At 71.7% G+C, this 10,263-nt stretch carries 11 protein-coding genes; 4 read left to right on the top strand and 7 right to left on the bottom strand.

Annotated elements, in window-relative coordinates; translation table 11 throughout:
- Window positions 1-341: 341 nt before the first annotated feature.
- From BC793_RS45570 to BC793_RS45560, 3 genes are read right to left on the bottom strand one after another with little or no spacing between them, the layout of a single operon-like run.
- Window positions 342-797: a hypothetical protein gene (locus BC793_RS45570; protein ID WP_109602889.1), complete on the bottom strand. Its 456-nt coding sequence runs from the start codon at window positions 795-797 to the stop codon at window positions 342-344.
- Entirely contained in the window at window positions 797-2,335 is a 1,539-nt protein-coding gene (locus tag BC793_RS45565) for a hypothetical protein (RefSeq protein WP_109602888.1), read from the bottom strand. Before BC793_RS45565 ends, BC793_RS45570 begins: the two co-directional genes overlap by 1 nt.
- The gene (locus tag BC793_RS45560; protein WP_158319564.1) at window positions 2,332-2,634 is read right to left on the bottom strand and encodes a type VII secretion target; all 303 of its coding nucleotides are present in this window, start codon (window positions 2,632-2,634) and stop codon (window positions 2,332-2,334) included. Before BC793_RS45560 ends, BC793_RS45565 begins: the two co-directional genes overlap by 4 nt.
- A 139-nt stretch (window positions 2,635-2,773) precedes the next feature.
- Between BC793_RS45560 and BC793_RS45555 the strand changes: the two genes are divergently transcribed.
- The 3 genes from BC793_RS45555 to BC793_RS45545 are packed head-to-tail and all read left to right on the top strand — an operon-like array spanning window position 2,774 to window position 5,730.
- Window positions 2,774-3,781, top strand: coding sequence for a tripartite tricarboxylate transporter substrate-binding protein (locus BC793_RS45555; RefSeq protein WP_109602886.1), 1,008 nt, complete (start codon window positions 2,774-2,776; stop codon window positions 3,779-3,781).
- Window positions 3,782-4,225, top strand: coding sequence for a tripartite tricarboxylate transporter TctB family protein (locus tag BC793_RS45550; RefSeq protein WP_109602885.1), 444 nt, complete (start codon window positions 3,782-3,784; stop codon window positions 4,223-4,225).
- The gene (locus tag BC793_RS45545) at window positions 4,225-5,730 is read left to right on the top strand and encodes a tripartite tricarboxylate transporter permease (protein ID WP_109602892.1); all 1,506 of its coding nucleotides are present in this window, start codon (window positions 4,225-4,227) and stop codon (window positions 5,728-5,730) included. The genes BC793_RS45550 and BC793_RS45545 overlap by 1 nt, the downstream gene beginning before the upstream one ends.
- Before the next feature lie 260 nt (window positions 5,731-5,990).
- Here the strand turns inward: BC793_RS45545 and BC793_RS52070 are convergent, their stop codons facing one another.
- Window positions 5,991-6,413 (bottom strand): hypothetical protein, encoded by a 423-nt coding sequence (locus BC793_RS52070; RefSeq protein ID WP_249037421.1) that lies wholly within the window; start codon window positions 6,411-6,413, stop codon window positions 5,991-5,993.
- A gap of 70 nt (window positions 6,414-6,483) precedes the next feature.
- Between BC793_RS52070 and BC793_RS45540 the strand changes: the two genes are divergently transcribed.
- Complete coding sequence (locus tag BC793_RS45540; protein ID WP_239170706.1) at window positions 6,484-8,043, top strand: DUF4153 domain-containing protein; 1,560 nt, start codon at window positions 6,484-6,486, stop codon at window positions 8,041-8,043.
- Window positions 8,044-8,064: 21 nt separating this feature from the next.
- Here the strand turns inward: BC793_RS45540 and BC793_RS45535 are convergent, their stop codons facing one another.
- The 3 genes from BC793_RS45535 to BC793_RS45525 all read right to left on the bottom strand — a co-directional run bounded on the left by BC793_RS45535 (window position 8,065) and on the right by BC793_RS45525 (window position 10,214).
- Window positions 8,065-9,129: an HTTM domain-containing protein gene (locus tag BC793_RS45535; protein WP_109602883.1), complete on the bottom strand. Its 1,065-nt coding sequence runs from the start codon at window positions 9,127-9,129 to the stop codon at window positions 8,065-8,067.
- Window positions 9,119-9,703: a DUF5819 family protein gene (locus BC793_RS45530; RefSeq protein ID WP_146246756.1), complete on the bottom strand. Its 585-nt coding sequence runs from the start codon at window positions 9,701-9,703 to the stop codon at window positions 9,119-9,121. The genes BC793_RS45535 and BC793_RS45530 overlap by 11 nt, the downstream gene beginning before the upstream one ends.
- A gap of 115 nt (window positions 9,704-9,818) precedes the next feature.
- A complete protein-coding gene (locus BC793_RS45525; RefSeq protein WP_109602881.1) occupies window positions 9,819-10,214 on the bottom strand; it encodes a thiol-disulfide oxidoreductase DCC family protein in 396 nt (131 codons plus the stop codon).
- Window positions 10,215-10,263: the final 49 nt, after the last annotated feature.

Raw genomic sequence — 10,263 nt, 5'->3', positions numbered from 1 at the left:
ACTCAACGCCTTCGACCTCGCCTTCGAAGGACGCCTCACCGCAGGCCGTAACTGACCTTCAACAAATCGAGTTACACCGTTTTCTTGACACTCCCGCTGGATCTTCGTGGCTGGTTCTGACCGCTGTTTCGAAGGCCGTGAGACAGCGGTGGGAACCAGCTGGATCTTCGTGGCTGGCTCTCACTGCTGTCTCGAGGGCGGTGAGACAGCGGTGGGAGCCAGCTGGATCTTCGTGGCTGGCGGTCACCGCTGTTTCGAGGTTGTGAGGGAGCGGTGGGAGCCAGCCGGGGTTTGCGGGCGGCCGGGTCGGTGGAGTGGCGCCGGAGGGGGGCGGCTGGGGGTCAGTTGGCGGGGCTATGGGTTTGGCGGGCCTCGATCAGGATGGCTACCCCGTCCAGCCAGCGGGCGAGCCGGGCGTCATCGACTCCGGACGGCGAGCCGGTGGCGGTGGGGGGTGTGAGATCCAGCCCGGTTCCGGTGGTTGTTGTGCGGGGCGGCCCGGCGCCGGTGGGGAGCGGGCCGTTGTCGGGCAGGGTTCCGGTAGGTGGGGTGGCGGCGAGCAGCCATGGGCGTACCAGATGGGTCTGATCCTGATCGGGCAGTGGCTCCGCCAAGGCCGCCGCCCACGCGGCACCGCCGCGGCGCACGACCTCGGCGAGGAAGGTCAGCGACCGCGGCCGCACGCCGAGCCGCCCGGCCTGCAACGCTGCCGGTACCAGCGCGTCGGCGAAACGGCCTTCGGCAAGCAGCGCCGCCACGTCGTCGTGCGCCGCCTCCGCGTCGGTGCGGATCCGCATCAGCCGACCTCGTCCGGGAGGCGCACCGACGTCGGCATGCCGGGCAGGTCCGGGTCGCCGTGACTGATGTCGCCGTCGGTGAAGGCGTCCTCGCCGATCCAGTACGTGTACCCCCACGGGTTGTAGATCTGCAGCTGGTCCCCCTGATGGCCGATGATCATCAGTTGGTGGGCGCTGCCGCCCTCCCGGGTGGTTACCGGTACCGGGTAGCCCTCGTCGACGGCCGCCTCGATCCGGGCCAGCATGCCGGAGCGGCCGTCCAGGCTGTCCAGCTCCTCGTTGTGGTAGGTCGTTCCGGTCCGCGCTCCGATCTGCTCGTTCGCGATCGCGGTGGACTGTCCGGACGTCATGCCGTCCGAGCCGCGGATCCGCTGGAACAGGTCACGGCCGTCGTCGTAGATCCGCAGCTGTTCGGCCCGCCACCGGTCCCGGAACGCCGCCGGGTTGTCGTGGGCCGGATCGTCCGGCCGGCCACCGGTGGTCAGGTGCAGCGCGTAGACCGGATCGACGGCGGCACGCGCGGCCACCGTCGACGCGGCCACGCAGGTCGGGAGCTGCCCCTGTGACCAGCCGGCACCGGCGAGCGGGTCCGGCCCGGCGTCCAGCGCGAACGGCCCGAGCCGGGCGGCCAGCCACGGCCCGTCGTCACCGTGCGCGGCGATCATGGTGTTGAACCCGGCGACGTCACCGACCGGATAGCCGGCCGCCAGCGCCTTCATCAGGTAGGCGCGCTGCTCGGGCGAGACCGCCGAGGTCAGCAGCGCCATCAGGGTCCGCCGGTCGGCGTCGCCGAGCCGGTTCAGGGCGGCGGCCGCCCGCTCGGCCTGCGCCGGGGTGAGGACGCCGAGGTCCGCCGACCGCCAGTCGCTGCCCGCCTCGGTCAGCACCACCTGGTCGAGCGCGCTCAGCGGCGAGCCGTCCATCCGCCGGCCGCGCGCCTGGGCGGCACGGTCCCGAAGGTGGGCGGCGAGGTCCCGGCCGGCCTCGGCGACCGCCCGATGCCCGGTCACCCGGTCGTCGATCGCCCGCACGGCCCGCCGGTGCAGGATCGACATCAGGTCGGCGTCGTAGTCGGACGGGTCCGGAAGGTGACCCAGCGTGGTCATCCGCGCGGCGTGCGCCGCGACGTCGGTCAGGTCGTCGGCGGCGGCCAGGTCGGCGGTCGCCCAGCGTTCGACCATGATGCGGTACGCGTCCACGCGCGCCGGAAGGTCGCCGAGCGTGTCCAGGAGCCCGTGGACGCCGGAGAACAGCGCCTCGACGGCCTCGGCCGCCTCGACCTGGGTGTCCCCGGCCCAGCCGACGGCGACTCCCCGTCCGCGCAGGTCACGGATGAGGTCACCGGCCCGGCTCGCGATCTGGTGCACCTCGGCGAGGTTGCGGGCGAGGTCGTCGAGGGTGCCCGGGTCCCCTCCGAACCCGGCGACCCGCGCGCCGGCCGAGCAGCCGGCGGCCAGTTCGCCGGTGCCCCACAGCCCGTACGCCGCCCGGATGTTGCCCTGTTCGTGCCGTAGCCGGCCCAGGTCGTCGTCGGTCACGGTCGGTCACGGCCCAGTCGGTGGGCCGCCCGTTCGTCGACCCGCTCGTAGTCGAGGGCGGTGCGTTCCAGCGCGTCGGCCAATTCGCGGGCGGCCCGTTCCAGCAGCCGCAGCTCCTGATCGACCGCGGTCACCAGAGCGCGGTAGGCGGCGGCGGTCGTGTACCGGTCGAAGGCGGCCTCCACACCGTACTGACGCTCGGGCAGGCGCACCCGGTCCGCCGCTCGCCGGAGATCCTCCGCGGCGTCGTCGCGCAATGCCCGCGCCGCGACCCGCAACTCGTCCGCATCGACCTGCACGGCACGGATCGTAGCGCCCGGCCGCATCGACCGGCTTGATAGCGGTTCGGTGTCAGTTCTGGTGATCACTCTGCCCACGGCCCTACGGTCATCAATGAGTGTCGATGTTGAACGGGGGCCACCACAGGGAGGTAGGGACATGCGCCCGAACACCGTGCCCAGGATGATCGCCGCGCTCGCCGCCGTCTCGCTCGTCGCCGCCTGTTCCGGCGAGAACGGGACCGGCGACGGGAGCACCGAGGGATACCCGGACCAGAACATCACCATCGTCGTCCCGTTCAGTGCCGGCGGACCGACCGACACCGTCACCCGGATGATCGCCGAGCCGATGGCCGCGGCACTCGGCGGCAAGATCGTCGTCCAGAACGTCGAGGGCGCCGGCGGTACCGTCGCCGCCGGTCAGGTCGCCACCGCCCGGCCCGACGGCTACACCGTGCTCATGCACCACATCGGCATGTCGACCGCGCCCGCCCTCTACAAGGACCTCGGCTTCCAGCCGCTCGAGGACTTCGCGACCGTCGGCCTGGTCACCGAGGTGCCGATGACCGTGGTGGCCCGCACCGGCCTCGCGCCCGCGACGCTCGCCGACCTGACGGCGTACGTGAAGGCGAACGCGGGCACGGTCACCCTCGCCAACGCCGGCATCGGCGCCGCCTCCCACCTGTGCGGGCTGCTCTTCCAGGTGGCGGCCGGCGTCAAACTGCAGGAGGTGCCGTATCAGGGGACCGGCCCCGCACTGACCGACCTGGTCGGCGGGCAGGTCGACTTCATGTGCGACCAGACCACCAACACCACCGGCCAGATCACCGCGGGCAAGGTCAAGGCGTACGCGGTGACCACCCCGGAGCGGGTGAAGAGCCTGCCCGACGTGCCCACCACGACCGAGGCCGGCATGCCGCAGCTCCAGGTCAGTGTGTGGCACGGCCTCTACGTCCCGGCCGGCACCCCGCCGGAGGTCGTACGGAAGCTGTCCGGCGCGCTGGCCACGGCCCTCGCCGACCCGGCGGTGATCGACCAGATGGCCAAGCTCGGCACCGCCCCGGTGGTGGCCGCCGACGCCACCCCGGAGGCGCACCGCGCCCACCTGCAGGAGCAGATCACCACCTGGGCCAAGGTCATCGCCGACGCCGGCGTCCAGGCCTCGTAGATGCGCCGCGCTCTTCCGGACCTGCTCGCCGGCGGGATCTTCGTCCTGATCGGCGGGGTGTTCGTGGTGGGGTCCCTCGGCTACGACCGGGGGACCGCCCTGCGGATGGGCCCCGGCTACTTCCCGCTGCTGGTGGGCGCGGTGGTCGCCGGCCTGGGCCTGGCCATCGTGGTCAAGGGGCTGATCGCCGCCGACGCGGTCACGTTCGGGCCGGTGCCGTGGCGCGCGATCGGGCTCGTCGTGTCGGCGGTGGTGTTCTTCGGCTTCTTCGTACGCCGCCTCGGATTCGTGCCGACCTGCCTGGTGACCTCGCTGCTCACCACGCTGGCCGGCGAACGGGTACGGCCGCTCACCGCGCTGGCCGTGGCCGCCGGCCTCACCACCGCCGCCACGCTGATCTTCATCGTCGGGCTCCAGCTGCGGCTCCCGCTGTGGGGCTGGTGATGGATCTCCTGGACAACCTGGTTCTCGGCTTCTCGACCGCCCTGCTGCTGGAGAACGTCCTCTACTGCTTCGCCGGCGTGCTGCTGGGCACCGCGGTCGGCGTGCTGCCCGGCATCGGGCCGACCGCCACGGTGGCGATGCTGCTGCCGATCACGTTCGGCTTCGAGCCGGTCACCGCACTGATCATGCTGGCCGGCATCTACTACGGCGCCCAGTACGGCGGCTCCACGACCGCCATCCTGATCAACCTGCCCGGCGAGTCGTCGGCGGCGGTCACCGCGCTCGACGGCCATCCGATGGCCCGCCACGGCAGAGCCGGGCCGGCCCTGGCGGCGGCCGCGATCGGCTCGTTCGTGGCCGGCACGGTCGCCACCGTCGTGCTGGCCGTCGCCGCCGCGCCGCTCGCCGGCATCGCGCTCAAGTTCGGCCCGGCCGATTATTTCGCGCTCGTGCTCTTCGGGCTGATCGTGTCGATCGCCCTGGCCCGGGGCTCGGCGCTGAAGGCCCTCGCGATGATCGCCCTCGGCATCCTGCTCGGCACCGTCGGCCAGGACATCTACACCGGCACCCCGCGGTTCGTGCTCGGGCAGCGCGAGCTCTACGGCGGCATCGACTTCGTGTCGGTGGCCGTCGGCATGTTCGGCATCGCCGAGATCCTGCGCAACCTGGAGACCGAGCGGGACCGTCCGGCGCTGCTCGGCGGCGTGACGAACCTCTGGCCGACGGCTGAGGACCGGCGCCGGATCGCCGGCCCGATCCTGCGCGGTACCGGGCTCGGCGCGGCTCTCGGCGTGCTGCCCGGCGGCGGCCACGTGCTGGCGTCGTTCACCTCGTACGCCGTGGAGAAACGGATCTCGAAGCGGCGGGCCGAGTTCGGGAACGGGGCGATCGAGGGCGTCGCCGGGCCCGAGTCGGCCAACAACGCGGCCGCGCAGACGTCGTTCATCCCGCTGCTCACCCTCGGACTGCCCGCCCACCCGGTGATGGCGCTGATGGTCGGGGCGTTCATCGTGCACGGCATCACGCCCGGGCCGAACGTCATCACCGAGGAGCCGGCCCTGTTCTGGGGCCTGATCGCGTCGATGTGGATCGGGAACGTGCTGCTCGTCCTGCTCAACCTGCCGCTGATCGGCATCTGGGTACGGCTGTTGCGGATCCCGTACCGGGTGCTCTTCCCGATGATCGTGCTGTTCGCCGTGATCGGGACCTATTCGCTGAGCTCCAACGCGTACGACGTCTACGCGATCGCCTTCTTCGGGCTCCTCGGGTACGTGCTGATCAAGTGCGGCTGCGAGCCGGCGCCGCTGCTGCTCGGCTTCGTCCTCGGGCCGCTGCTGGAGGACAACCTGCGGCGGGCGCTGATCATCTCGCGCGGCGATCCGTCGGTGTTCGTCACCCGGCCGATCTCGGCGGCACTGCTCGCCCTCACCGTGACGGCGCTCGTGGTGGCCGCGCTCCCGGCGATCCGCCGGCGGCGCGAGGAGGTGTTCACCGAGGACGAATAGGCGTCGCGGCGAAACGGGATCGTCCCAACGTAGACGTATTGGCGTGCGCGCCCTACAGTGTGCGCACCGATCAATCGAGGGGGTCCCGTGGCCGAGCCGCCAGAACAACGAAAACCGACGGAAGCCGCGCCGGGACGAGAACCGGCGGAAGCCGCGCCGGGGGGCGAACCGCCTCAGCTCCTCGTCATGCCGCCGACCGACGCGATCCCGTCGATCGTCTGGCCGGGTCCGGACGGTGCCCCGGCGTGGGCGATTCCGGTTCAGATCCCCTCCGGTACGCGGGGGTACGCGCTGTTCGTACCCATGGTGCCGGTGTCGTCGTCGCAGGTGGACGCCGCGCCGGGTGCCGCATCGGCCGCCGTCGCCCTGACCGCGCCGTCGGCCACGTCACCGGCCGCGCCGGCGCCTGCGATCACGCCCGCTGCCGCCAAGTCGTCCCCTTCCGCCGCGTCACCCGCGGGTGCTCCGTCCTCCGGTGAAGATCGAGATTCCGGCGGGGTGAGTTCTGGCCCGGCCGACACGGGAGCGGCCGGCCCGAGCCGGCCCGCACCGCCGATCACCGTGTCGGCCGTCAGCGCGCGGACCACGCCGTCCGACCCGGCGGCGCCGATTCCAGCCTCTGCCGCAGCGGCCTCGACGTCCGGGCCGGCCAGGTCGAGTTCGGCAGCGCCGGCTCGGGCCACGCAGTCCCGTGCCACCGCGCCGGGTGCGACCACGTCCCCGGCGCCGGACCGCCCCGTCCAGGTGACCCGGATGACGCCGCCGCAGACCGACCGGTTCGGCCCGTACGAGCCGCTGCCGCCGTCGGCCTGGAAGAGGTTCCGGCAGAAGCACTGGCCCGGACCGAAGCCGGCCCGCGGTCGCGCCGTCCCCGCCGGCGTGCTGGCCGGCGCGCTCGGTTTCGTGGCGTTCCTGCCGCTGGGCCGCGTCGGCATCGGCTGGTTCCTGGCCGCCGTCGCGCTGACCGCCGGTGTCGTGGTCGCGGTCCGGCGGTCCGGCGAGCTGTCACGTGCGGACCGGTGGACCCGGATCGGATGGACGGTGTCGGCGCTGGCCCTGCTGCTCGTCCCGGCCTTCCGCAACGCCTGGTGGCTGGTGACCTTCAGTGTCATCGGCGCGCTCGGTTGCGCCGCGCTGGCGATCGTCGGCGGCCGGCAGATCCGGTCGATCCTGTTCAGCCTGTTCGCCGCTCCGTACGCGGCGCTGCGCGGCCTGCCGTGGGTGCGCGACCACCTGCAGGGGAGCGGCCGTAACACCGGCATGGCCCGGCGGGTGTTCTTCTCGGCGGTCCTGACCATCGTGATCCTGCTGGTCTTCGGCGGCCTGCTGTCGTCGGCGGACGTCGCGTTCTCGGCGCTGCTGGACGATGTGGTGCCGGACCTCGATCTCGACACCGTCTTCGAGTGGGCCTTCCTGGCTCTCCTCGGTGGCCTGCTGGCGGTCTCCGGCATCTACACGCTGTCGGCGCCGCCGGTGACGTCGGGCCTGGACACTCCGGGCCGCGGCCGGTTCGGCCTGGTCGAGTGGGCGCCGGCCTGTTTCGCGCTGGTGCTGCTGTTCGCTGGTTTCGTGGGCGTCCAGTTCACCGTGCTGTTCGGCGGATCCCGGCACGTGCTGGAGACGTCCGGTCTCAGCTACGCCCAGTACGCCCGGAGCGGCTTCTGGCAGCTGGTGGCGGTCACCCTGCTGTCGCTGGCGGTGCTCGCGGCCCTGGCGCGCTGGGCGAAGCGGGAGGAGAAGACCGAGCGGGTGCTGCTCCGTGTCCTGCTCGGCCTGCTGTGCGCCCTGAGCGTCGTGATCGTGGCCTCGGCACTGTCGCGCATGTGGGCGTACCAGCGGGTCTACAGCTTCACCGGCGAGCGCATCTTCGTGATGTCGCTGGAACTGCTGCTCGGCACGGTCTTCGTGCTGATCGCGGTGGCCGGCATCCGCTGGCGCGGTCGCTGGATCCCGCAGGCCACCGTGGGTCTGGCCGTCCTGATGCTGCTGGGCCTCGCGGTCCTCGACCCGGAGGGCTACGTGGCGAGCCGCAACGCGATCCGCTACGAGCAGACCGGCAAGATCGACGCCTGGTACCTGCGGGCCCTCTCCGCCGACGCGACCCCCGCGCTGACCCGCCTGCCCGACCCGGTGCGGCGGTGCACCCTGAGCTGGATCGCCGACGACCTGGAGCAGCCCGACCCCTGGTACGCCTGGAACCTGGGCCGCTCCCGGGCGCGTGCGGCGCTGAAGAGCCTGGGCGAGGACGCGATCGGCAATCAGAAGGACTGCCGCCGCGCCGACCAGTTCGACCTGCCCAAGACCCGCCGCTGAGCCGGTGCGGGCCCGGCCCCGTCAGTGTGACGGGGCCGGACCGCGCCGGAAGAAGCGTGCCGGGGTTCGGCGCCTCCGGAAGAAGCGTGCCGGGGCCGGGTCCCGCCGCAGCAGGCGCCGGCCGGTGCGGGCGGCCCAGAGGTAGAAGCGGTCCGGCAGGAAGACCGCGTCGGCGAGGACCATCACCGCGGAGAAGATGGGCAGGGCCATCAGGACGGCGATGCCCACGTGCATGCCGATCAGGATGGCCAGCACCACGTACTTCAGCTTGCTGAACAGGCTGAACGGGAAGGCCACCTGCACCAGGACGGTCATGTAGCAGGCGATCGCGAGCATCACGTGGTGGCCGTCCAGGAAGTCGGACACGGCGGGCCACGGCCGGAACAGGTCCTGCTTCAGGACGTAGTGCAGGGCGGTGCCGTCGCCCCAGGTGTCGCCCTGCACCTTGAAGAGGCCGGCGGCACCGTAGAGCACGCACATCTGGGCCATGATCACGAAGAGTGCGCAGTTGTGCATGACCGTCGCGGTGAAGTCACGGAAGCCGCCGGGCGGGACGGTCCGGCCGGCCCGGCGGGCGTCGAGGGACCACCGGCGGCCGCACGCCGTGAACATCAGGTAGACGGCCATCAGGACCATCAGGTTGTCGCCGCCGTCGCTCATCAGCACGTTGCGGGAGTAGAACGAGACCACCGCGAGGGCGAACAGGACGGCCATGATCCGGCTGTGCCAGCCGAGGATGAACAGCACACTGACGAGGACCGCCGCGGCGTAGCAGGCCTCGAAGTACGCCGGGTCGTCGGAGAGTGTGAGGACGCTGAACCAGCCGGTCTGGTCGAACATGCGGCGCGCCAGATCGGCGGTCCACGGTGCGTCCGGGGCCCAGATCATGTGCCGGTTGGGGAACTCCCGCACCAGGATGGCCAGGAACAGCACGCCGTACCCGATGCGCAGGAACGCCGTGGCGTACAGCGACAGTGCTTGCCCGGTGAGCCGGCGGTAGATCCGGTCGAAACGGCCGGCGGGCACGTCGGCTTCCGGCGCGGGTGCCGGCGCGACCGGGGATGTCTGTGTCTGGTCAACTGCCATCGGGCGTCACATTCCACCAGGGCAGCAGCCTGGTACTCGGCTCGGTCGAATCGGTCTGGGGTGTGTCGCCGGGTGGGGTGATCGGCCGTGTGACCACCTTCAGGCGGATCACCTCGAAGGGCTGCGGGCTGAGCCCGGTGACCCGTTGTACGGCGATGTTGCGCAGGTTCTCGGCCCGGATGACCGCCCAGTCGTCCTGAGACACGTCGCCGTCGCCGTGCGACCACTCGTAGGCGCTCCACGCACGGCGGATCATGCTCTGGTTCGTACGGCTGGGGTAGGGGTTGTGGGTGATCGCGGCGTCGTCGGGCGCGGTGATGTCGAACCAGTCGCTCATGGCGTGCGCGCCGGTCGCCGTGGTCCAGCCGGTCCGCGCGAAGATCTGCGTCCGGTCGGGCTCCGGGTTGGGGGCGAAGAGCAGCCAGTTCTGCTCGAAGAACGGCGAGATCCAGGCGTTGATCTGGGGCGCGTAGCGCTGGGAGACCGGGTTGGACGGGGCCACGTGCAGGAACACCAGCACCACGTGGGTGAGGGCGACGGCCGCGCACAGGCCGGCGACGGCTCCCTTGGCCACGCGCACCGGCTTCGTGTGTCGGAGTTCTCCGTACCGTTGCCGCACTTCGGTATTCCGCCTTCCATGTGTCGACCGTCGATCGTCGCAAAATTCGGTCAAAGCTCGCAAATTGATCTTAAAGTGGCGTGTCGGCCACGCGGTCGCGCTGCGCCTGTGGCAGGGAGCACGCCGCGGTGCCGCCGGGCAGCATGTGGCGATGCCCGGACACCCAGCGGTAGACCGGCCAGGCCGCCAGCCGCACCGGCGCCCAGCGCAGCGCCGTGCCGGCCACCCGCCACATCCGGCCGGCGTCCCGCAGTAGCAGGGCGAACGCGTCCGGCCCGGCCGCCCGGTCGTCGCCGACCCACTGCACCGCCTGCTCGCACTCCTCGGTGGTCAGGCCGAGGGCGCCGAGGTCGGCGAACTGCCACGGGACGAGCCGGGCGCGGGTCGGGATCCGGCGCTCGATGAACTGGGCGCAACTGGAGCAGAAAGCACAGTCGCCGTCGTAGACGAAGGTCGGCGTGGCCATGATGGGTGATTCATCCCTTTCGTGGATATCTCCTCGAGGCAGCAATACC

Source organism: Actinoplanes xinjiangensis, assembly GCF_003148685.1.
In the GTDB taxonomy this organism is placed as follows: Bacteria; Actinomycetota; Actinomycetes; order Mycobacteriales; family Micromonosporaceae; genus Actinoplanes; species Actinoplanes xinjiangensis.
The sequence above is the reverse complement of the archived record's forward strand: the minus strand, read 5'-3'. Positions and strand labels throughout refer to the sequence as shown.

What these genes read in the sequence shown, in the direction of transcription:
- BC793_RS45570 (WP_109602889.1), bottom strand. Translation starts at nt 797, where the DNA reads ATGCGGATCCGCACCGACGCGGAGGCGGCGCACGACGACGTGGCGGCG.
- BC793_RS45555 (WP_109602886.1), top strand. Translation starts at nt 2,774, where the DNA reads ATGCGCCCGAACACCGTGCCCAGGATGATCGCCGCGCTCGCCGCCGTC.
- BC793_RS45550 (WP_109602885.1), top strand. Translation starts at nt 3,782, where the DNA reads ATGCGCCGCGCTCTTCCGGACCTGCTCGCCGGCGGGATCTTCGTCCTG.
- BC793_RS45545 (WP_109602892.1), top strand. Translation starts at nt 4,225, where the DNA reads ATGGATCTCCTGGACAACCTGGTTCTCGGCTTCTCGACCGCCCTGCTG.
- BC793_RS45540 (WP_239170706.1), top strand. Translation starts at nt 6,484, where the DNA reads ATGACGCCGCCGCAGACCGACCGGTTCGGCCCGTACGAGCCGCTGCCG.
- BC793_RS45535 (WP_109602883.1), bottom strand. Translation starts at nt 9,129, where the DNA reads ATGGCAGTTGACCAGACACAGACATCCCCGGTCGCGCCGGCACCCGCG.
- BC793_RS45525 (WP_109602881.1), bottom strand. Translation starts at nt 10,214, where the DNA reads ATGGCCACGCCGACCTTCGTCTACGACGGCGACTGTGCTTTCTGCTCC.